General features: G+C 71.6%; 22 protein-coding genes and 2 tRNA genes. 8 read left to right on the top strand and 16 right to left on the bottom strand.

Features of this window, described 5'->3' with window-relative positions; all coding sequences use genetic code 11:
* Positions 1-20: 20 nt before the first annotated feature.
* The 3 genes from IE212_RS05125 to IE212_RS05115 all read left to right on the top strand — a co-directional run bounded on the left by IE212_RS05125 (position 21) and on the right by IE212_RS05115 (position 1,591).
* Positions 21-944, top strand: a complete 924-nt coding sequence (locus IE212_RS05125) for a LysR family transcriptional regulator (protein WP_190196475.1) — start codon at positions 21-23, stop codon at positions 942-944.
* Between the two features lie 81 nt (positions 945-1,025).
* Entirely contained in the window at positions 1,026-1,382 is a 357-nt protein-coding gene (locus IE212_RS05120; protein WP_190196474.1) for an MmcQ/YjbR family DNA-binding protein, read from the top strand.
* 135 nt (positions 1,383-1,517) lie between these two features.
* A tRNA-Pro gene (locus tag IE212_RS05115) sits at positions 1,518-1,591 on the top strand.
* Between the two features lie 106 nt (positions 1,592-1,697).
* On the opposite strand, the gene IE212_RS05110 is transcribed toward IE212_RS05115, so the two are convergent.
* From IE212_RS05110 to IE212_RS05070, 9 genes are all read right to left on the bottom strand, one after another.
* A complete protein-coding gene (locus tag IE212_RS05110) occupies positions 1,698-2,225 on the bottom strand; it encodes an NUDIX hydrolase family protein (protein ID WP_033308005.1) in 528 nt (175 codons plus the stop codon).
* Positions 2,226-2,309: 84 nt separating this feature from the next.
* On the bottom strand, positions 2,310-3,449 hold the full coding sequence (locus IE212_RS05105) for an amidohydrolase family protein (protein WP_190196473.1): 1,140 nt from the start codon (positions 3,447-3,449) through the stop codon (positions 2,310-2,312).
* 1 nt (position 3,450) lies between these two features.
* Positions 3,451-4,854: a type I glutamate--ammonia ligase gene (locus IE212_RS05100; protein WP_190196472.1), complete on the bottom strand. Its 1,404-nt coding sequence runs from the start codon at positions 4,852-4,854 to the stop codon at positions 3,451-3,453.
* 31 nt (positions 4,855-4,885) lie between these two features.
* The gene (locus IE212_RS05095) at positions 4,886-5,698 is read right to left on the bottom strand and encodes an SAM-dependent methyltransferase (RefSeq protein WP_190196471.1); all 813 of its coding nucleotides are present in this window, start codon (positions 5,696-5,698) and stop codon (positions 4,886-4,888) included.
* A 152-nt stretch (positions 5,699-5,850) separates the two neighbouring features.
* Positions 5,851-6,681 (bottom strand): hypothetical protein, encoded by an 831-nt coding sequence (locus tag IE212_RS05090; protein WP_190196470.1) that lies wholly within the window; start codon positions 6,679-6,681, stop codon positions 5,851-5,853.
* A gap of 286 nt (positions 6,682-6,967) precedes the next feature.
* Entirely contained in the window at positions 6,968-7,615 is a 648-nt protein-coding gene (locus tag IE212_RS05085) for an HhH-GDP family DNA glycosylase (protein ID WP_190196469.1), read from the bottom strand.
* A 2-nt stretch (positions 7,616-7,617) separates the two neighbouring features.
* Entirely contained in the window at positions 7,618-7,962 is a 345-nt protein-coding gene (locus tag IE212_RS05080; protein ID WP_190196468.1) for a DUF3140 domain-containing protein, read from the bottom strand.
* Between the two features lie 34 nt (positions 7,963-7,996).
* Positions 7,997-8,479, bottom strand: coding sequence for a Dps family protein (locus IE212_RS05075; protein ID WP_190196467.1), 483 nt, complete (start codon positions 8,477-8,479; stop codon positions 7,997-7,999).
* Positions 8,476-8,733, bottom strand: a complete 258-nt coding sequence (locus tag IE212_RS05070; RefSeq protein ID WP_190196466.1) for a WhiB family transcriptional regulator — start codon at positions 8,731-8,733, stop codon at positions 8,476-8,478. Before IE212_RS05070 ends, IE212_RS05075 begins: the two co-directional genes overlap by 4 nt.
* A gap of 184 nt (positions 8,734-8,917) precedes the next feature.
* Here IE212_RS05070 and IE212_RS05065 point away from each other — a divergent pair, with 184 nt between their 5' ends.
* Positions 8,918-10,105 carry a thiolase family protein gene (locus IE212_RS05065; RefSeq protein ID WP_190196465.1) on the top strand — a complete coding sequence of 396 codons (1,188 nt, stop codon included), beginning with the start codon at positions 8,918-8,920 and terminating at the stop codon, positions 10,103-10,105.
* Positions 10,106-10,180: 75 nt separating this feature from the next.
* Positions 10,181-10,954 carry a sulfite exporter TauE/SafE family protein gene (locus IE212_RS05060; protein WP_190196464.1) on the top strand — a complete coding sequence of 258 codons (774 nt, stop codon included), beginning with the start codon at positions 10,181-10,183 and terminating at the stop codon, positions 10,952-10,954.
* Here the strand turns inward: IE212_RS05060 and IE212_RS05055 are convergent.
* The 3 genes from IE212_RS05055 to IE212_RS05045 are packed head-to-tail and all read right to left on the bottom strand — an operon-like array spanning position 10,940 to position 13,123.
* Positions 10,940-11,740, bottom strand: coding sequence for an HAD-IIA family hydrolase (locus tag IE212_RS05055; RefSeq protein ID WP_190196463.1), 801 nt, complete (start codon positions 11,738-11,740; stop codon positions 10,940-10,942). The genes IE212_RS05060 and IE212_RS05055 overlap by 15 nt on opposite strands.
* Positions 11,741-11,767: 27 nt before the next feature.
* Positions 11,768-12,538, bottom strand: a complete 771-nt coding sequence (gene cobF, locus IE212_RS05050) for a precorrin-6A synthase (deacetylating) (RefSeq protein WP_190196462.1) — start codon at positions 12,536-12,538, stop codon at positions 11,768-11,770.
* Positions 12,539-12,583: 45 nt separating this feature from the next.
* Entirely contained in the window at positions 12,584-13,123 is a 540-nt protein-coding gene (locus tag IE212_RS05045; protein WP_190196461.1) for a DUF309 domain-containing protein, read from the bottom strand.
* A 97-nt stretch (positions 13,124-13,220) separates the two neighbouring features.
* On the opposite strand from IE212_RS05045, the gene IE212_RS05040 reads away from it, so the two are divergent.
* Together IE212_RS05040 and IE212_RS05035 are read left to right on the top strand one after the other, a co-directional pair.
* Positions 13,221-13,294: transfer RNA gene (locus IE212_RS05040), tRNA-Pro, on the top strand.
* A 786-nt stretch (positions 13,295-14,080) separates the two neighbouring features.
* Positions 14,081-14,527, top strand: coding sequence for a hypothetical protein (locus tag IE212_RS05035; protein ID WP_190196460.1), 447 nt, complete (start codon positions 14,081-14,083; stop codon positions 14,525-14,527).
* A 427-nt stretch (positions 14,528-14,954) separates the two neighbouring features.
* Here IE212_RS05035 and IE212_RS05030 read toward each other — a convergent pair whose 3' ends face one another.
* Positions 14,955-15,962 carry an MASE1 domain-containing protein gene (locus IE212_RS05030; RefSeq protein WP_190196459.1) on the bottom strand — a complete coding sequence of 336 codons (1,008 nt, stop codon included), beginning with the start codon at positions 15,960-15,962 and terminating at the stop codon, positions 14,955-14,957.
* Positions 15,963-16,037: 75 nt separating this feature from the next.
* Complete coding sequence (locus tag IE212_RS05025) at positions 16,038-17,396, bottom strand: PP2C family protein-serine/threonine phosphatase (RefSeq protein ID WP_229864059.1); 1,359 nt, start codon at positions 17,394-17,396, stop codon at positions 16,038-16,040.
* Positions 17,397-17,556: 160 nt separating this feature from the next.
* Here IE212_RS05025 and IE212_RS05020 point away from each other — a divergent pair, with 160 nt between their 5' ends.
* Positions 17,557-18,372 (top strand): DUF427 domain-containing protein, encoded by an 816-nt coding sequence (locus IE212_RS05020; protein ID WP_190196458.1) that lies wholly within the window; start codon positions 17,557-17,559, stop codon positions 18,370-18,372.
* A gap of 9 nt (positions 18,373-18,381) precedes the next feature.
* Here IE212_RS05020 and IE212_RS05015 read toward each other — a convergent pair whose 3' ends face one another.
* The gene (locus IE212_RS05015; RefSeq protein ID WP_190196457.1) at positions 18,382-19,167 is read right to left on the bottom strand and encodes a GntR family transcriptional regulator; all 786 of its coding nucleotides are present in this window, start codon (positions 19,165-19,167) and stop codon (positions 18,382-18,384) included.
* A 21-nt stretch (positions 19,168-19,188) separates the two neighbouring features.
* Positions 19,189-20,682 carry a CoA-acylating methylmalonate-semialdehyde dehydrogenase gene (locus IE212_RS05010; protein WP_190196456.1) on the bottom strand — a complete coding sequence of 498 codons (1,494 nt, stop codon included), beginning with the start codon at positions 20,680-20,682 and terminating at the stop codon, positions 19,189-19,191.
* Between the last annotated feature and the right edge of the window lie 22 nt (positions 20,683-20,704).

Raw genomic sequence — 20,704 nt, 5'->3', positions numbered from 1 at the left:
GACCTGAGAGAATCGGTCGCATGATCGAAGCGCGGCGGCTCCACATTCTCCGTGCCGTGGCCGACCACCGCACGGTGACGGCGGCGGCCGCCGCGCTGTACCTGACCCCGTCGGCCGTGTCCCAGCAGCTCGCCGCGCTGGAGCAGGAGACCGGGCACCGGCTCGTCGAACGCGGCGCCAAGGGGGTGCGGCTCACCCCCGCCGGCGAGATCCTGCTCAGCCACACCAACGCGGTCCTCGCCCAGCTGGAGCGGGCCGAGGCCGAGCTCGCCGCCTACGCTTCGGGCGAGGCCGGCACGGTCACGGTCGCCTCCTTCGCGACCGGTATCGCCCTGGTGGTGGCGCCCGCGGTGGCCCGCCTCGCCGACGTGGCGCCCGGCATCCGCATCCGCGTCCAGGACGCCGAGGGCGACGCCAGTCTGCCGATGGTGCTGGACCGGCAGGTCGATGTCGCCGTCGCCGTCGAGTACCGCGGCGCCCCGCCCGCCGACGATCCTCGACTGGCGCACGTACCGCTGTACGCCGAGCCCTTCGACGCGGTCGTCCCGGTCAGCCACCGGCTGGCCGACGCGGCGGAGGTCCCGCTCGCCGAACTGGCCAAGGACTCCTGGATCGGTCCGTATCCCGGCAACCCCTGCCATGACGTGGTCGTGCTGGCCTGCGAGAACGCCGGCTTCCAGCCTCGTATGGAGCACTCCTCGGACGACTTCCGCGCGGTCGTGGCCCTCGCCTCGGCCGACGCCGGCGTCGCCCTGGTACCCCGCTCGGCGCTGCGCGGCATGGATCTCGCCGGGGTGGTCGTCCGCCCCGTCGACGGCACGGCCCCCACCCGGCGCGTCTTCGCCGCCGTACGCCGGGGAGCCGAGCAGCATCCGCTGATCCGCCCGGTGCTGGACGCGCTCGGCGGGGCGGCGCAGACGCAGCCGCTGCCGTTGCCGCTGTGAGCACTCTCCTGACCCTGGACGCCGGGACCGGCAGGCGCCCTCACCAGGTGATTGTCAGTGGCAGCCGCTACCGTGCCTGCCATGCCGGATGCCGAAGACGTACGCCGTATCGCCCTGTCCCTGCCGGACACGACGGAGAAGATCGCCTGGAGCATGCCCACGTTCCGGGTCGCGGGAAAGATGTTCGCGACGCTGCCGGAGGACGAGACGTCCATCGCCGTGCGCTGCCCCAAGGACGAGCGGGACGAGCTGGTGCTCGCCGAGCCGGAGAAGTTCTGGATCGCCGGCCACGAGGCACAGTTCGCCTGGGTGCGGGCCCGGCTCGACGCGCTGGAGGACGAGGGCGAGTTGCGGGACATCCTCGCCGACTCCTGGCGTCAGGCGGCCCCGGCCCGGCTCCTGGAAGCACACCCCCGGCTGGGTCTGCCGGTGGACTGAAAGGGACGGGGAGAAAGCCCGCGACGCGCCTGTCCGGCGACCAGTCGCCCGGAAACGGATGCGCGATCACCCGCGCGAGTGCGGTATTGTTTCCCTGCGCGTTCGGCCGGGGGAATCCCCAGGTCAGACGGGCAACGGGACGTGGCGCAGCTTGGTAGCGCACTTGACTGGGGGTCAAGGGGTCGCAGGTTCAAATCCTGTCGTCCCGACAGCATCGACAGCGGGCCCGCCGGAAACGGCGGGCCCGCTGCTTTTGTCGGTTCAGCCGCCGACCGTCCGGATCGCCGCCCCGGCGCGGCACCTCCGGCGGGCCGGCTAGATCACACAGCCCGCGTGCGCCAGCGCCTGCTTGAGCAGCACCCCGTGGCCGCCCGGCATCTCGCTCTGCACGGCCTCGGAGACGGCCTCCTGCGGGCTGAACCACACCAGGTCGAGCGCGTCCTGCCGGGGGCGGCAGTCACCCGTCACCGGCACGATGTAGGCGAGGGACACGGCGTGCTGGCGGGGGTCGTGGTACGGCGTGATGCCCTGCGTGGGGAAGTACTCCGCGACCGTGAACGGCTGGAGCGACGCCGGGACGCGGGGCAGTGCGACCGGGCCGAGGTCCTTCTCCAGATGGCGCAGCAGGGCGTCACGGACGCGTTCGTGGTGCAGCACGCGGCCGGATACCAGCGTCCGGCTGACCGTACCGTCGGGTCCGATGCGCAGCAGCAGACCGACGCTGGTGACTTCGCCGCTGTCGTCGACGCGGACCGGGACGGCCTCGACGTAGAGGATCGGCATGCGGGCGCGTGTCATCTCCAGTTCGTCGGAGGACAGCCAGCCGGGCGTGGTTTCGGTCATGTCAGACATTGCTTGATCATACTTTCAGCCGTTCGGACTTCCTGGGTAGCCGCTCCTCGAGAACTGTGACCGGCCACACGTCGTTCATTCCCCTCCCGGGGAGTCGTCCGGCAGCCGGTAGACGCGGACGGCGTTGTCCCGCCCCGCCCACCGGGCGAACCGCAGCGCGTCCCGCGCGGACAGTTCGTCGGCGTCCACCCGGCCCTGAAGCAGCTCCGCCAGGCCCTGCCGGAAGGCCAGGGCCCCGAGGTGGTAGAACTCGGCCACACCGTAGGCGTCGGAGCTGTACAGCAGTTTGCGGAACGGTGTGATCTCCAGGGCCTCAGCGAGGACCGCCCCGGCCCGGGCGGGACCGACGTGGTGGAGGGTGAGGCCGACGTCGAAGTACACGTGCTCGAAGACCGTGGCGAGATAGGCGGCCTGGCGATGGTGGGGCCAGCAGTGCAGCAGCAGCACGGGAATCGTCCCGGCAGTCAGGTGCAGCCAGTCCGTGAGCAGGGCCGGGTCGGCCCGGTGCAGCCGGATGTCGCTGTCACCGAAACCGGTGTGCAGCTGCAGCGGCAGGCCGAGGTCGACGGCCGTCCACAGCAGGTGCCGTACGAGGACGGGGTCGTCCAGGCGGCCGCCCGCGGGAAGCCAGTGCCGGGCGGCCCCGGTGACCACCGCGTCCGAGGGGCGGGCCGGGTTCAGGTCGAAGCCGGTGCGGTAGGCGGCCACCGACTTGACGGCCACCACGCCGGGACGCCGAACGGCGTCCAGAGCCGCCGCGCGGAAGGCGTCCGCGTACGCGTCCGGCTCCACCCCCGCCTCCCGCACCGACTCGGCGACGCTCTCCAGCCGTACGACCTCGTGAGCCGACCCGCCCGCCGCGTCGGCGACCTCGCGCGGAGCCGTCAGCCGGCCGGGGCAGTAGCCGGTGTCGACGCAGAAGACGTCCGTGCCGGCGGCCCGCAGGAAGCGCCGGTGCACCTCACGCCAGCCCAGTTCGAGGCGCCGGGCGAGATACTCGTCGGCGGGCGCGTGCCGAGGCAGGTCCAGGAGCGGAGCGCAGTGCCGGCGCACGGCGACGCCCACGGGGCTGTCGAAGGGGGAGACGCCGGGCCAGGCGTCGCCCTCGGTGAGGAGCGGCTCGAAGGCCGCGCGGTCGAGGTCGGCGGACACCGTGCCGTGGCAGTGGTGGTCGACCAGCCCCAGGGCGTCGAGCGCCTCGCGGACCGCGCCCACGTCAGTACTTCCAGCGGTACGCCGCCGCCACCTGGTCGTCGTCCAGCCCGGCGACGGACGCCAGCTCGCCGCGCCGCACGGCGATCACCGCGTCGGCCAGGACCGGGCCGAGCGCCCCCCGCAACGACTCGTCCGCGCGGAACTCCTCGACGGCCCGCTCCAGCGAGACCGGCAGCCGCCGTACGCCCCGGGCCGTCGCCTCCGCCTCGGTCAGCCGCGCCGGGTCACCCGTGATCTCCTCGGGCAGCGCGGCGGACGACCTCAGGCCGTCGAGACCGGCGGCGATCAGACAGCCGATCGCGAGGTAGGGGTTGGCGGCCAGGTCCACGGGCTTGATCTCCAGGTTCGCCGCCCGGTCGCGCAGGCCCGCGGTGCCGGTGACGACCCGCAGGGCGGTCTCGCGGGTCTCCCGGCCCCAGGCGGTGAACACCCCCGCCCACTGGGAGGGTCTGAGCCGCAGATAGCTGGCGGGGCTCGGCGCCGTCACCGCCGTGAGGCCGGGCAGATGAGTGAGGAGGCCGGCCGTGAAGGACTCCGCCTCGGGCGTCATTCCGTACCGGCCCTCGCCGCCCGAGTGCAGATTGACCCCGTCGCGCCAGGCGGAGAGGTGGACGTGCCCGCCGTTGCCGACGCCCCGGCCCACGACGGCCGGGGCGAAGGAGACGCGCAGCCCGTGCCGCCCGGCCACCGCCCGGACGGTCTGCCGTACCAGTACGCTGCGGTCAGCCGCGGCCACCGGATCCACGGCACCCACCGTGATCTCGAACTGCCCGGCCGCGTACTCGGGATGGACCTGCTCGACGTCGAGCCCCTGGGCCGCGCACGCCGCCAGCAGGTCGGCGGTGAACTCACCGAGTTCGACCTGCCGGGCGGCACCGTACGCGGGGCCGGTCGTCGCGGGCACGAACGTGTCGCCGGGCGCGTCGCCCCGGGCCACGGTCCACTCCACCTCCACGGCCGCCTTGAAGGTCAGGTGGTGCCGTTCGGCCGCCTCGGTGACGATCCGCCGCAGGAACGTGCGCGAGCAGCCCGGGTGCCGCTCCCCGTCCTGAGTGATCCGGTCGACCGGTGCCCACGCCCAGCCGGGCTGCCCGGCCAGCACCACGAGCTGGTCGAGGTCCGGGTACAGGCGCAGGTCACCGTCGGGTGATCCGAGGACGTCCGTGGTGACGATGGAGTCGTTCGCCAGGAACGTGTCGAACACCGGGGACATGCCGATGCCCCAGGCCGCGGCCGAGGCCAGCCTGGCCGTCGGGACGGTCTTCACCCGGCCGATGCCCGCGGTGTCGACGTAGGACAGCACGACGCCGTGCACGCCGCGCCCGGAGAGCTCGCCGCTCAGCGCGGTGGCCCGCTCGACGTCACCGGGACGGCCGCCCGGCACCGGATCGGCCAGGGTGGTCATACGCCCTCCTCGGCAGGGGGTGAGAGCCCGGTCAGGGTTTGACAGCCACCGCGCCGTACTGCGGCACCAGCACGGACGAGTCCGCGTCGGCACGCCACTGACCGCACGACACCATGCCGGGTTCCAGCAGTTCGAGGCCCTCGAAGAACGCGGCGATGTCGGCGCCGCTGCGGGCGGTGATCGGGGGAGTGGCGTTCTCGTTCCAGAACTTCATGGCGGGGATCTGGCCCGCGCCGCCGAGTTCCTCGTCGAAGGTCGGGTGGGTGAGGACCAGACAGCTGCCGGAGGGCACCGCGGCCATCACGCGGCGCACGATCTCCCGGGCCTTGCCGGTGTCCAGGACGAAGTTGAGGATGCCCAGCATCATCACGGCGACGGGGCGCGTGAAGTCGAGGCTCTGCCCGGCCCGTTCGAGGATGGCGTCCGGGTCGTGCACGTCGGCGTCGATGTACGCGGTGAGACCGTCCCGGCTTCCGGTCAGCAGGGTGCGGGCGTGCACCAGCACGATCGGGTCGTTGTCGACGTAGACGATCCGGGAGTCGGGCGCGATCCGCTGGGCGATCTCGTGCGTGTTGTCCGCCGTCGGCAGCCCCGTGCCGATGTCGAGGAACTGCCGCACCCCGCGCTCACCGGCCAGGAACGACACGGCCCGGCCGAGGAAGTCCCGGTCCGCCCGGGCGATGTCCCGGATGACCGGGAACATGTCGGCGACGTGCTCACCGACCCGCTGGTCGACCTCGTAGTTGTCCTTGCCGCCGATCCAGTAGTTCCACACGCGCGCGTTGTGCGCCACACCGGTGTTCAGCCTCGCCGAGCCGCTCGTCGGGGTGTGGCTCTCACTCACGTCTCTTCCTCTCCTCGCACGAGCGGCCGGAGCCGGCCGCCGCCGCCCCATTGTGCCGCTCCGGTGATCACGCTGTCCCGGAAATCGGCAGAGCCGGCAGCACCGGCCGGGGCCGTCGCGGCGCGCTGTGGAGGAGAACACCACCGGCCTTACTACTGGACCTCGCTGGGCGCGGGGGACGGGGTCCTGCCGGCCAGCACGTCGTTCAGTCGCTGGGTGCCGATCCGCACCGCCTGTTCGAGGGAGTCGTGCTCGTCCCCGTGGAGTCCGCCCGCCGTGACGGTGATCGCGTCGTCGCCGACGCGTACCGCGGCGACGTCCAGGGTCAGCGTGGCAGCCGCGCCCCCGGTCGTGCCCTGCACCGTCACGCGCAGGCCCTCACGGGCGTCGCCCACCTTGGGCAGCGACGTCTCGATGACCTGGACGGTGCGCTGTTCGCCGTCCTCGGTCATGGTGAACCGGTCGCACTTCTCCGGCAGGGCCGCCATCCAGTCCAGGGAGTCCTGCGGGCCGGTCCGGCCGTAGGAGGCGACCTGGTACAGCAAGCGGGAGTCGCCCTGCTCGAAGCCGCGCAGCGCGTTCGCTCCCGGCGGCTTGCCCAGCAGGTCGTCGTCGAAGAGGGAGTTCATGAGCCGCTGGCAGTCGGCGGCGTCGGCCTTGGCGGTGAGGAAGTCGGAGACGTCGACCGTGCCGATGAGCAGGCCGTCGTGCCAGTTCTCGGCTTCCGCGTCCTTCACCTGGGTCCAGTCGTCCTCGATGTCCGCCTCGGTGATCAGAGCGGTCCGGGCGGCGTTCTCGGTGAGGGTGGCGCTGGGCGAGGGGGACGGGGTCTGCCGCTTCCCGGCGGCCTGGGACGCTGTGACGCCCGAGGCGCGTGAGCCGTCTTCGTCGCCACTGTCCGAGCAGGCGGCGGTGGTCAGGAGCGTGCCCGCGGCCAGGGCGGAGGAGAGAACGCGGGCGAGCCGCGACGGACGACGGGTCATCGCAAGGGCCTCCTGAGAACGCGAAGCGTGGCCCCAGCGCACCACCCGCGCCGACGGACCACCACCGGCGCCGGACCGTTCGGGTGAGGTCCGCGCGCACCCCGGCAGCCTCACCCGCCCCGGCCGCGCGGCCCGCCTGCCCTGGCGGGGAGCGCCGCAGGGCAATCCCATGAAGCGGACCGTTCATTCGCCGGGGCCCGATCCGGCAGGTGGTCCGGAACGCGGGAGGAGGAGTCTGCGGGCGCTCGCCCGACGGTGGAGGGAGGCTGGTTGCTCGGGTGAGACGTCAGCCGGCTCGCCGCAGGACGTCCTGCGCCACGTCCTTGTCCACCGCCGCCCGTACCAGCGCGGCGGCGAGGACAGCGGGGTCGGTGCTCCCGGCCAGTTCGGCGAGGCGCCCCGGGTCCGCCGGCAGCTTCAGCCGCTCGGCGCCCTGCAGCGCCTTGGCGTCCAGATAGGGGGCGGCCTCCGGCCAGACGCGCTGCGCCTCGCGCAGGAAGATGTCGGCGCCGGCCGGCCCCATGCCCGGGAACGCCTGCAACAGATGGCGGAGTTCGGGGACCTCGCCGTCCGCTTCCCGGCGCAGCCGCCGTAGGTCTCCGCCCCACCGTTCGTTCAACAGCTCGGCGGCCTGGCCGAGTTGTGTGGCCGTGCGCTCGTCGTAGCGCCGGTAGCCACCCTGGCCGAGCGCGTCCACCCGCTCCTGCCAGGTCGCCCCGGCCATGCGGCGCGGATCGCGCAGCCCCGCCTCGTGCAGGGCACGTGCGGTGGCCAGCGCGATCGAACCGCGGATGCGGGCACTGAGCAGATGGGACAGCACCAGCAGCCGGTACAGCGGCTGCGGCGTGTCCTTCAGCCGGATGCCGGCCTCGTCCGCGTAGGTCCGGCCGTGCGCGCCGAGGAGTTCCCGGACGACGCGCTCCTGCCGGCTCATGGCTAGCCCTTCAGCGGGTCGTGGCCGACGGTCATCAGCCGGTGCCTCAGACGTGTGTCCTCGGCCGTCACCTCGGGGAGCGGCTCGTTCTCCAGGTCCACCTGCGAGGTGACCCGGTCCACGACGTTCCGCATCACCCGCAGGTCGTCCTCGGTCAGATCGGTGCGCCGCTTCTGGAGGATCGCCAGGACGTGCTGTCCGGTCTCGGTCCCCGCCTGCTCGGGCAGCGGCTCCGCTTCCTCGTCGGCGTCCCGCGTCCGCAGCCAGGCCGCGAGTTCCTGTGAGGTCATGTTCACCACGCGGTGGAAGTCCTCCCACAGCGCGTCGAGTTCGAGGGCGTCGGTCATCTCGTGCCCCTTCCGTACGTTCGTGCGCGTCGGGTCAGCTCTGGCGGGGGAAGTTCTCCGCGTCGAACATCCACCGCTGCTTCTCCAGCTCGGCGGTGAGGCCGATCAGCAGGTCCTGGGTGACCGGGTCCGCCTTCTCGGTCGCGTCGATACGCTCGCGCAGCCGGCCGATCGCGTCCTGGAGCGAGTCCACCATCACCCGCACCGCGTCCGAGTCGCGCACCCAGCCCTCCCCGGGGGCGGGCAGGGTGAAGGTCTTGGCGATGGTCTCGGGCCGCCCGTCCGGCGGGACGCCGAGTGCCGCGGACCGCTCCGCCACCGTGTCGGCGAAGTTCCGCGCGGCCGAGACGACCTCGTCGAGCTGGAGGTGGATGGACCGGAACCGCGGTCCGACGACGTTCCAGTGCGCCTGCTTCCCGATCAGTGAGAGTCCGAGCAGATCGACCAGTGTGTCCTGGAGTGCCTCGCAGGCGACCTTCCGGGCCTCGTCGGGCAGTGTGCTCCGCACGGCCGTCATAGGGCGCTTCTCCTTCCCGCGTTCTTCCTCGTCGTCCTGAGCAGTGCGTCACGCTCCTCCTCGCAGGTGCCGCCCCACACGCCCGAGGCCTGGCCGTTGCTCAGCGCGTAACTCAGGCAGTCGTCGGTGACGGGACAGCGCGCGCAGATCCGTTTCGCGGCGTCGACGTCCCGAAGGGCGGGTCCCGTGGTGCCCACGGGAAAGAACAGCTCAGGGTCCTCGTCCACGCAGGCGGCGCTCCGCAACCACTCCATGGACGCGCGGGTGCCCCGGGCCCACTGACGCAAACCCGAAGCGGAACGGTGGAAACCGGCCGTCCTCACCTGCGATAACACTCCTCAAGAGCCCTCGCCCCTCGGAAAGCTTTCCAGCGGTGCCGGCAAGGGTCTATAGTCCGAAACTAGCGGTGCTAATTAACTGGTGGTGTGAGGAGCCCTCGTGCGTACCGTCCACTTCGCGGCCGCCCGCCGCACCCCGATCGGCAGGCTGCGGGGATCCCTCTCCTCGGTACGGCCGGACGACCTCGCCGCGGCCGTCGTCCGCGCCCTGGTCACCGACGTGCCCGCGCTGGACCCGGCCCGCGTCGACGACGTCTACTGGGGCGCCGCCAACCAGGCAGGCGAGGACAACCGCAACGTCGCCCGCATGGCCGCGCTGCTCGCCGGCCTGCCCGAGTCCGTACCCGGCGCCACGGTCAACCGCCTCTGCGCCTCGGGTCTGGAGGCCGTGACGACGGCCGCCCGCACCATCGCCGCCGGCGAGGCGGACATCGTGATCGCGGGCGGCTCCGAGTCGATGAGCCGCGCCCCCTTCGTCCTGCCCCGCCCGGACGAAGCCCTGCCGCACCGTATCGAGACCGCGGACACCCGCCTCGGCTGGCGCCTGGTCAACCCCGCGATGCGGGACCTGCACGGCCTGCTGTCCATGGGCGAGACGGCGGAGGAGGTCGCCGCGCGGTACGGCATCCCGCGCGAACGCCAGGACGACTTCGCGCTGCGCAGCCACCAACGGGCGGTCCTGGCCCGCAAGTGCGGTCACTTCGACGACGAACTGCTGCCCGTGGAGCGCCCCGACGGGGTGGTCGTCGACACCGACGAGTGCGTCCGCGAGGACACCTCTTACGAGAAGCTCTCCCGTCTGAAGCCGGTGTTCCGGGAAGGCGGCACGGTCACCGCGGGCAACGCCTCCCCGATGAACGACGGCGCCGCCGGTCTCCTCCTGGTCAGCGAGGAGGCACTGAACGACCTGGGCCTGGAATCCATGGGCCGCTACGTCGCCGGCGCCTCCGCGGGCGTCCACCCCGACGTCATGGGCATCGGGCCCGTCCCCGCCACCCGCAAGGTCCTGGGCCGCGCCGGCTGGAGCATCGGCGACCTGGAGGAGGCCGAGTTCAACGAGGCCTTCGCGGCCCAGGCCCTGGCCTGCGTCGACGAGCTCGGCATCGATCCCGAGCTGGTCAACCCGAGCGGCGGCGCCATCGCCCTCGGACACCCCCTGGGCTGCTCGGGCGCGCGCATCCTGACGACGCTGCTGCACCGGATGCGGCGTACGGGTGCGGGCCGGGGACTGGCCACGATGTGTGTCGGGGTGGGGCAGGGGAGCGCGCTGCTGGTCGAGCGGGTCTAGGACGCCGGAGCGGGACAACCACCAGGCGAGACGGCCCTGCGGGCCCGGTTCGTTGCACATAGCATCAGTGTTCGCATGAACACCATGACGCTCTGGCACATCACCGGCTGGGAGTTCGCCGCCCTCGCCTTCGCGGCCCTGCTCGTCGGCTTCTCCAAGACCGCCGTGAGCGGGGCCAACACGGTCAGCCTGGCGATCTTCGCCGCGGTGCTGCCCGCCCGCGCCTCCACCGGCGTCCTGCTGCCGGTCCTGATCGCCGGGGACCTGCTCGCCGTCGCCACCTACCGGCGGCACGCCCACTGGCCGACGTTGTGGCGGCTGTTCCCGGCGGTCGCCGCGGGCGTCGTGGTCGGCACCGTGTTCCTGATGTGGGCGGACGACGCGATCGTCCGGACGTCGATCGGCGCGATCCTGCTGCTGATGGCGGCGGTGACGGTGTGGCGCAGGCGTACGGCCGGCAAGGAGGAGGAACCGGCGTCGGTCACCACCCGGGCGGGCCGCCTGAAGGCCCGCTCCTACGGTGTCCTCGGCGGCTTCACCACCATGGTCGCCAACGCGGGCGGCCCGGTCATGTCGATGTACCTGCTCTCGGCGGGCTTCCGCAAGCTCGGCTTCCTCGGCACCTCGGCCTTCTTCTTCCTGATCGTCAACGTCTCCAAGCTGCCCTTCAGCGCCGGGCTCGGCCTGATCGACGCCCGCTCGCTCCTGCTCGACCTGGCGCTCGTGGTGTTCGTGGTGCCCGGCGCGCTGTTCGGCAAGTGGGCGGTGCACAAGATCAACCAGCGGTTGTTCGAGCAGCTGGTCATCGCGGCGACCGTCGTGGGCGGCCTGCAGCTACTGCTGCGCTGACTCCCGCAGCAGCGCCGGAAGATCCGCGAACGAGTCGATCACGTGATCGGGCGTGCCGTCGGCGGCCTCGAGCGCCTCGGGCTGGAACTTGCCGGTCCGCACCAGGACTCCGGTGACACCGGCCCGCTGCGCCGCGAGCACATCGGACTCGACGTCGTCTCCGACCATCACGGCCTCGTCCGCGCCGACGCCCAGCCGGGAGAGCGCCGCCTCGAAGAACGCCCGTGCGGGTTTGCCGGTGATCTCGGCCTCCACGCGCGCGGCCCGCTCGAGACCGGCGAGGAACGCCCCGGAGTCCAGCCGCAGCCCCTCGGCCGTACGCCAGTACAGGTTGCGGTGCATCGCCACCAGCCCGGCCCCGCGCTGCAGATGCCCGAAGGCCCGGTCCAGCGCCTCGTAGCCGAACCCGGGCCCGGCCCCGCCGACCAGCACGACATCGGGCACGGCATCGGTCTCCGTCATGTCCACGACGGTCACACCGTCGAGGTCCTCCTCGATGTCGCCGCTGTTCAGCAGGGCGCACCGGGCGCCGGGACGGTGCTCGGCGAGGTACGCGGCGGTGGCGGCGGGCGCGGTCAGGATGTCGTCGGCGGACACCGGGAACCCCGCGTCCGCGAGCGTCCCGGCGATCGACGACCGGGTGCGGGAGGTCGTGTTCGTGACCAGCAGGACGGCCGGACCGGCCTCCCGCACCTCACGCAACGCCTCCACGGCCCCGGGCAGGGGCCGCCACGAGACGGTGAGCACACCGTCGATGTCGATGAGCACGGCACGCACGGACTCCATGCCTGGACGATAGCCACCCGGAGCCGGTCAGTCGCGGGGGTGCCGGCGCAGCAGATACGTGTCCATGATCCAGCCCTTGCGCTCGCGGGCCTCGGCACGCAGCCGCTCGATGCGGGGAGCGGCCTCGGCGATCGGTCCGGAGACGAGGATCTCGTCCGGAGTGCCGAGGTAGGCGCCCCAGTAGATGTGGATGTCCTCCTGCGCGTACCGCCGGAAGGCCTGGTGGGCGTCGAGCATGACCACCACGTCGTCCGCGTCCTCCGGCAAGCCCTCCGCGAGCCGCCGGCCGGTGGTGATCTGCACCGGCCCGGCCACCCGGTTCAGCCCCGTCCGGTGCCGGGCGGCGAGCGCCGAGACACTGGAGATGCCCGGCACGACGTCGTACTCGAACGCCACCGTGCCCCGGTCCAGCACCTCCTCCAGGATCCCCAGCGTGCTGTCGTACAGCGCGGGGTCTCCCCACACCAGGAACGCGCCGGTCTCGTGCGGGCCCAGATCCTCGCCGATCAGCCGCTCGTAGACGCCGGCACGGGCGCTGCGCCACGCCGCGACGGCGGGGGAGTAGGCCGTGCCGCCGGCGGCACGGTCCCGCTCCGGGTCGCGCGCCTCGACGATCCGGTACGTCCCGTCCGTCAGGTGCGTGGCGAGCAGGTCCCGGCGCAGGCCGGTGAGATCGGCCTTGGCCTCGCCCTTGTCCAGGATGAAGAACACGTCCGTGTCGCGCAGCGCCCTGACCGCCTGCAGGGTCAGCTGGTCGGGGTCGCCCGCGCCGATGCCGATGACATGAATCCGTCGCACGCCCCCGAGTCTGCCGCACCCCAGCCTGGGCCCTCGGCCGCCGGATCAGGCTCCCGGGCGCGTTCCCCGCAGCCGGGGCGCCCGCGCCCGCGCGTCCACGGCCCGGCCGTTGTGCTCCACCTCCTGGGCCAGTTCGCGGGCCCATACGGCGACCCTGTCGATGTCGATTCCGTACGGGACGGGAGTACCGGAGCCGGACACCCACGCCTCGGCCGCGCCCGCACCGCGCCGCAGCAGCCGAGCCCCGCCGGTGAGGTTGCCGCGGGCGGCGTGGGTCAGCCCCACGGCGAGCTGGGCGAGGCCGCGCCACAGTTCCCGCTCCTGCTCCGGCCCCGACTTCCAGGCATCCTCGAAGACCTCGTGCGCGTGGAACGGCTTCCCCTCGTCCAGCAGCCGCTGCGCCTCGGCGACGGTCTCCTCCGGCGTGCGGACGACGCCCTCGGGCTGCCGGGGGACGCCGTCGGTCCCGTACGGCAGGGGCCGGCCGAGACCGTCCCGCGGCCGGGCGTTGCGCGCCCGCCCCTCGCTGTCGCGGTCCCGCGCGCCGGCCGGGCTTCCCGTGCTGCCACTGCTTGTGCTGCCCATACGCCGATTGTCCCGCCCAGGCCGTTTTCGGCGCGGCCAGGGGTGTGGGGTACAGTGCTGTTCGCGCGATCACGCGGTTCACCGCGGTGGCGCGCACCGGGACGTGGCGCAGCTTGGTAGCGCACTTGACTGGGGGTCAAGGGGTCGCAGGTTCAAATCCTGTCGTCCCGACAGGAGTCTTCTCCGTAGTCGCAGGTCAGGGCCTTGGATCACAGCATGTGAGACGAGGCCCTTGATCGTTCAGGGCACTCGACACACCGCTTCTCCGCCTCGCCCGACCGCTAGAGAGAGAAATTCGACGTCCCTTTTTGCTGGTCTTTCCCTCGCTCCTCCGGCATGGCGACACTCCGTAGCTGCGAACTGCGTGGATCAGGACCTTTTACGTCTGTCCACGAGGATCCAACTGGCCTCGGCGATGGCTGCCGCCATCAGCAAGGCAAACCCGGCCCATCTGATATTTGTCTCTGCTTCAGTTATGGCACGATTCCCGTACTTCTCGGGTGGTGCGAGGAACCCGCACTGGGCGCCAAAGACCCGTATGATGCTTGACATTGACAAGATGAAAATCGCTGCTCCTGGCCAGCGAATGGTCTCCGGAGCTTGAGCGATGACACCCATCAATGCGATAGAAAATCCCGCAAGAAGCGGGGCCGCGGTGCCAGCCATCGATTCAACGGCCGCGCCCCAACGGGGCCGGTCGTTTCCATCTCTCTAGGGACGGGGATTCCTCAGACATGCACCCTCACCGCTGAAGTGCTTGCATCGAGCCAGCCAGGTGTATCCCAGAGGACCGGAACCTGTTCCCAGCGCTCGCAGTGGCCCTTGGACGGTCATCGCAGACAGCTACTGCTGAGGCGCCTCGCATGCACAGTGAGTAAAGTTTCGTTACGCTGTGCATGACCAGGCCCTCAACGGCCGTACTCGGGACCGCAAGCCTCCCCCTCCGAAGGAGGAAGCATGACCAGCACCCCCTTGCTGTCAGATGAGCAGCGCGGACGCGTGGCACTAATGCTGACCGACATGCTGGAGCTCATCAGCGTCGAAGCGGCGCTTGCAGACGGCTCTCCGGATGAAGAGGCGAAGGCGCGACTTCTCGCGCGGCGTGAGGAGGGAGCGGGTCGAATCGACATGGGCCTAGTGCTCGACATCGCCGACCAGCTCGGCGAGGAGGCATTGCGAAAGGCGGCGGAGCAATACTGCCCACCCGCCGCCCGTATGTCCATGGACGCGCTCCTGAAAGGCGAAGGTGGGATGCTGCCCCTCGTTCGGACTCGGATTGCACGGAGCGACGCTTTCGGGTGCGCCCTCGGGGCGGCCGCTGTTGTGGGAGGCGTTGCTTGCGGCGGAGTGATGGGTGGGTGCGGCGCCGTGCTCGGGATTATGCTGATGGCCGAAAGCTGCTGAGCGCTCAGTCGCCAGTCCGAGGCCTATCGGACCCCACCATCCCAGTGTCGGCCGGTACGAGATCGCACCCGGCTTCCTCCATCTGGGCTCGGGTGTCGTCGATCTGCCGCTCGAGCCGATCGGCTTTCTCCAGCAGGACCCGGCGGGCTTCGGCGAGCGGTTCCGTTTTCGCTTCGTTTAGTACTCGCTTCAGCTCCCTGGCGAGAGCCCTGATCCTCGAGCGAAGGTCCCTGCATTCCACTGGCTCAGGCATATTCCGCCATTCCTTCCGCATCTGCGACCCATCGGTCGGTCTACTCCTGGTAGTCCCCTCGTACGAATCTACGCTTGATGCATTCCGGCGGCATTCCGGCGGTCGTACTGCCTGCGTCTCCCGGCTGACCTCACCCTTCACGGGCCGGGTTGTCCTACTGATGATCAGATAACATCATTTCGGAGCCGTGTCCCGCGACGCCCGCTCACCCTCGTCGACGCGGAACGTCGGGCGGTGGTCACTCGCGGTGATCCTGGTGGTCATGGTGGCGAGCCGGCCGACGGCCAGCGCGATCTCCTGTGCCGCCCGGGCGCGTTCGCTGACCGCCACCCCGAGAAGCAGGGCGGTCAGCGCGGCGGAGCCGTTGAACGCCTGCAGGGTGATCATCTTGGTCAGCAGATCATGCCCGGCGAACGGGCCCGTGTTCTGGGCGGCCGCGATGATCGCGAAGGTCGACACCGCGAGGGCGCAGGGCACCGCTCCGGCGAGCTGGAAGCGGAAGGCCGCCCAGATCAGCAGCGGGAAGGCGACGAACAGCAACGGCGTGGTGCTGGTCTCCAGGAAGCCGACGCAGACAGTGGCCGCGAGCAGCAGGAACCCTTCCGCCCACCGGCCCGGCGAGGCGTTCCCGGGCCAGTGTGCCGAGCGGAGAAGGAGCAGGAGCGGTGTGACCGTCAGGACGCCCATCGCGTCGCCGGTCCACCAGACCGACCACGTCGGCCAGAAGTCGCCGGTGTCCAGCACCCCCGTGAGGACGAGCGTCCCGGTGCCCGTCGTGGAGCTGACCAGCATGCCGGTGAAGGCGCCGAGAAAGATCAGCGCCAGGGCGTCACGGAGGCGGTCCAGCTCGTTGTGGAACCCGGCACGGCGCAGCAGGGCGTACGAGCAGACCGGCGCGAGCGTGTTGCCCGCCGCGATGGCGAGGACGGGCAGGACCGACGGTCCGAGTGAGATGTTGGTCAGGAAGGCGCCGAGCGCGATCCCGGGCCAGACCCGCGGCCCGAGCAGGAGCAGCCCGGCCAGCGCGATGCCGCTGGGCGGCCAGACAGGGGTGACCTGGCCGCGCACCAGCTGCTGGAGAAGTCCGAGCTGGCCCGAGCCGTAGTACAGCGCGGCGACGGCGCAGATCTGCATGGCGACCAAGCCCCCGCGCCGGGGCCAGGCATGCCGTGCGACAGTCATCGGGGGCCTCCGCATCGACATCCCCTCGACCATCATCCACCGGAGCCGACGGAACCTCCACGGCGCCGCCGGGCGTCAGGCGGGCGGGGTGCGCAGGGCGAGGACCGCCATGTCGTCATGGCCGTCGCTGGGATGGTGATCGGCCAGCGCCTGTACGAACTCCTGCAGTGGCAGAGCCGCATGGACGGTGGCCAGCGCGGCGAGCTCGTCCAGGCTCTCGTCGACGGAGCGGGCCGGATCTTCGATCAGCCCGTCGGTGAAGAAGACCAGGGTGGCGCCCATGGGGAGGGCACGGGAGTGGTCGGGGCGGGGTTGCTCCTGGTCGACCCCGAGCGGCAGTCCTGGCTCGGCGGACAGGTATTCCGCCCGGCCGCCCGCGGTGACCAGCAGAGGCGGGACGTGGCCCGCGGTGCTCCAGTGCAGTCGCCAGCCCGTTCCCTCCGGTTCGAGGCGGGCCAGGGCCGTGGTGGTGACGGGGTTGGTGGTGATGGCCTGGAGGGTGCGGTCGAGCCGGGCGAGGACCGCACCGGGCGTACTGCCCCGGTCGAACAGCAGAGCCCTCAGCATGTTGCGTGTGGAGGCCATGGCTGCCGCCGCCTTCAGGTCGTGCCCGACCACGTCACCGATGACGACCGCCACGGTGCCGCCGGGCAGCGGGATGGCGTCGTACCAGTCCCCACCGAGCTGGCTGGGCTCCGCGGCCGGGCGGTAGACGGCGGCGGCGGTGAAAGGCCGCAGGTCGGGCAGCGTGGGCAGCAGCAGCCGCTGGAACTGCTCCGCCCCGACCCGTACCCGTTCGAAGAGGCGCACGTTCTCGATCGCGATTCCGGCGGCACTGGCCAGAGCCGTGACGACGTTCTCGTCGTGGATGTCGAAGGGCTGCCCGTCGCGCCGCTCGGCGAGGTACAGGTCGCCGTAGATCTCACCGCGGACGCTGATGGCGACACCGAGGAGCGTACGCAGACGGGGGTGGCCGGGCGGGAAGCCGACGGAGGAGGGATGGGCCGTGATGTCGTCGAGCCGCAGGGGCGCGGGGTGGCTGATCAGGTGCCCGAGGACACCTCGTCCGCTGGGCAGGGAGGTTCCGGCCAGGGCTGCGCGCTCGTGTCCGGAGAGACCGGCCGTGATGAACTCCTTCAGGCGCTCTCCCGACTCGTCGAGCACGCCCAGTGCCCCGTAGCGGGCGCCGACCAGGTCCATGGCGGTGGTGACGATGCGGTGCAGTACCGCGGTCAGCTCCACCTCCCGGCTGATCGCCACCACGGAGTCCAGAAGGCCCCGCATGCGGTCCATGGCCTCCACCAGGGCCCGCAACTGCTCGTCGATCCGGCCCAGCTCGGTACGCAGGCGCACCTGCAGGTCGGGGAGCTGCGGCTGCCTCGGCTGCTCTCGCCGCTCTCCCGCCATCACGAGCGCCTCGTGGCCTGCTGCCATGTCGCCATGGCGTGCCGTCTCACCTGGTCCAGCTTAGTGCCGGGCCACGGCGACCGGTCGTCGAAGCCGGTGGGCCGAGGGGACGACCCGACGCCGCGCGGCGCGATCGTGGGACCGTGGAGGGAACCGGACATCCGGACCTCCAGAAGGAGCACCGGCCATGACCACCCACCCGGCTCACCCCGCCGCCCGGTCGATCAGGACCACGCCCGAGGGCCTCATGTGGGAGCCCAGCGAGCGCTGGGTGCGCGGCCGCAAGGGCGACGTCACCGTCGTCGACAGCCGGCACCCCGTACTCGTCTGGGAGCCCCACCTGCCCGTGCCGCAGTACGCCTTCCCGCGGGCGGACGTCCGCACCGACCTGCTCCGCCCGGCGAAGAACCCGCCCACCGGCAAGCACACCGGCTCCCGCGTCTTCTACGACCTCGACGCCGAGGGCGAGGTGCGCGAGAACGCGGCCTGGACGTTCCCCGCCGACGACCTGGCCGGCCACATCGCCTTCGAGTGGTTCCTGCGCGCCGACACCGGCCTCGACCACTGGTACGAGGAGGACGAGGAGATCTTCGTCCACCCCCGGGACCCGCACAAACGCGTGGACGCGCTGCCGAGCAGCCGCCACGTCCAGGTCGAGATCGACGGCCGGCTCGTCGCGGACACCCGCGCCCCCGTCCTGCTCTTCGAGACCTCCCTGCCGACCCGCTACTACCTCCCCCGCGCCGACGTCCGCCTCGACCTCTTCGACGCCACCGACCACAGCACCGGATGCCCCTACAAGGGCACCGCCGAGTACTGGTCGTGGCGTGGCGGGGGCGACGTGCCGCCGAACGTCCTCTGGAGCTACCCCGACCCGCTGCCCGCGGTGGCGGCGGTCCGGGGGCGCGTCGCCTTCTTCAACGAGGCCGTGGACATCATCCTGGACGGCGAACGTCTGGAGCGCCCGGAGACACCGTTCAGCCGGATGCTGCGCACGAGGTGACCGGCCCCCTCACGGCCTCACCAGCAACTGGAAGTCGAAGGTGTAGCGCGAGGCCCGGTAGATGTGCGTGCCGTACTCGACCGGGCGCCCGGTGTCGTCGTACGCGGTGCGCTGCATGGTGAGCAGCGCCGCGCCCTCCTCCTCGTCCAGGCGGGCGGCCTCCGCCGCGGTGGCCGAGCGGGCCCCGACGCGCTGCCGGGCACTGTGCAGGGTGATGCCCGCCGACCGCATCATCCGGTACAGGCCCGTCGACTCCAGGCGGGTGCCGGCGAGGTCCAGCAGCGACGCCGGCAGGTAGTTGCACAGCAGGGCGACCGGCTGGCCGTGCGTGTAGCGCAGCCGTTCCAGGGCGGTGACCTCGCTGCCCTCGGCGACGCCCAGGGCGGCTGCCACGTCGCAGGAGGCCGGGACGGCCTCGTTGCGCACGACCTGGGTGGTCGGCCCCTGCCCGGCCGCCTCCAGGTCGTCGTAGAGGCTGCTCAGCTCCAGCGGCCGCTTGACCTGGCTGTGCACGACCTGCGTGCCCACCCCGCGCCGCCGCACCAGCAGCCCCTTGTCGACGAGGGACTGGATGGCCTGGCGGACGGTGGGGCGGGACAGGCCGAGGCGCACGGACAGGTCGACCTCGTTGCCCAGGAGGTCGCCCGGGGCGAGGACCCCGTGCTCGATCGCCGCCTCCAGCTGCTGGGCGAACTGGTGGTACAGCGGTACGGGACTGCCCCGGTCCAGGGTGAAGTCCAGCGAGCTGAGTGCGGGCGCGGGCGCGGTGCGGGCCCGGTCACCGGTCTTCGCCATGGACGAACCCCCCTACGGGTGTCAGGAGTTGCTCGGGAAACCGAGGTTGATGCCGCCATCGGCGGGGTCCGGCCAGCGGGTGGTGATGACCTTGCCCTGGGTGTAGAAGGCGATGCCGTCGTTGCCGTAGATGTGCAGGTCGCCGAAGAGCGAGTCCTTCCAGCCGCCGAACGAGTGGTAGCCGACGGGCACCGGGATCGGGACGTTGACGCCGACCATGCCCGCCTTGACCTCCAGCTGGAAGCGGCGGGCGGCGCCGCCGTCCCGGGTGAAGATCGCGGTGCCGTTGCCCCAGCGGGAGTCGTTGACGATCTTGATGGCCTCTTCGTACGTCTCCGCGCGGACCACGCACAGCACTGGGCCGAAGATCTCGTCCCGGTAGGCGTCCGCCGTCAGCGGTACCCGGTCCAGCAGGGAAACGCCCAGGAAGAAGCCGTCCTCGTGGCCCTCGACCGAGAAGCCCGTACCGTCGACGACCACCTCGGCGCCCTGCTCCGCGGCCGAGGACACGTACGACGCCACCTTGTCGCGGTGCTCGCGGGTGATGAGCGGGCCCATCTCGGAGGCCGGGTCGTCGCCCGGGCCGATCCGCAGGTTCCTCGCCCGCTCGGCGATCCTGCCGACGAGTTCGTCGCCCGTGTCACCGACGGCCACGACCACGGACACGGCCATGCAGCGCTCACCCGCCGAGCCGTACGCCGCGTTGATCGCCTGATCGGCGGCGAGGTCCAGGTCGGCGTCGGGCAGCACCAGCATGTGGTTCTTGGCGCCGCCCAGGGCCTGCACCCGCTTGCCGTGCTCGACGGCCGTTCGCTGGATGTACTTGGCGATCGGCGTCGAGCCGACGAAGGAGACCGCCTCGATGTCGGGGTGTTCCAGGAGCCGGTCCACGGCGGTCTTGTCGCCCTGCACGATGTTCAGGACGCCCTCCGGCAGACCGGCCTCGGCGGCGAGCTCCGCCAGCCTGAAGGACGCCGAGGGGTCCTTCTCGCTGGGCTTGAGCACGAAGGTGTTGCCGCAGGCGATGGCCAGCGGGAACATCCACATCGGCACCATCGCCGGGAAGTTGAACGGCGTGATGCCCGCGACCACGCCGAGCGGCTGGCGGATCGAGGCGACGTCGACCCGGGTGGAGACCTGGGTGGACAGCTCGCCCTTGAGCTGGACGGAGATCCCGCACGCCAGCTCCACGATCTCCATGCCGCGTGCGACCTCGCCGAGCGCGTCCGAGTGCACCTTGCCGTGCTCGGCGGTGATCAGCTCGGCGATCTCGTCGCGGTGGGCGTCGAGCAGCTCGCGGTACTTGAACAGGATCGCCGTGCGCTTGGCGAGCGACGAGACCCCCCAGGACTCGAACGCGGCCTTGGCGGAGGCGACCGCGGCGTCCACCTCGTCGACGGTCGCGAACGCGACCTGCTTCTCCTGGGCGCCGGTGGCCGGGTTGTAGACGGGGCCGAAGCGGCCGGAGCCGCCCTCGACGGGCTTGCCGTCGATCCAGTGGGTGATGGTCTTCATCGTGCGGGGGCCTTTCGTGGAG

Origin of the sequence: Streptomyces djakartensis, assembly GCF_014651075.1 — a bacterium.
GTDB classification, from domain to species: domain Bacteria; phylum Actinomycetota; class Actinomycetes; order Streptomycetales; family Streptomycetaceae; genus Streptomyces; species Streptomyces djakartensis.
The sequence above is the reverse complement of the archived record's forward strand: the minus strand, read 5'-3'. Positions and strand labels throughout refer to the sequence as shown.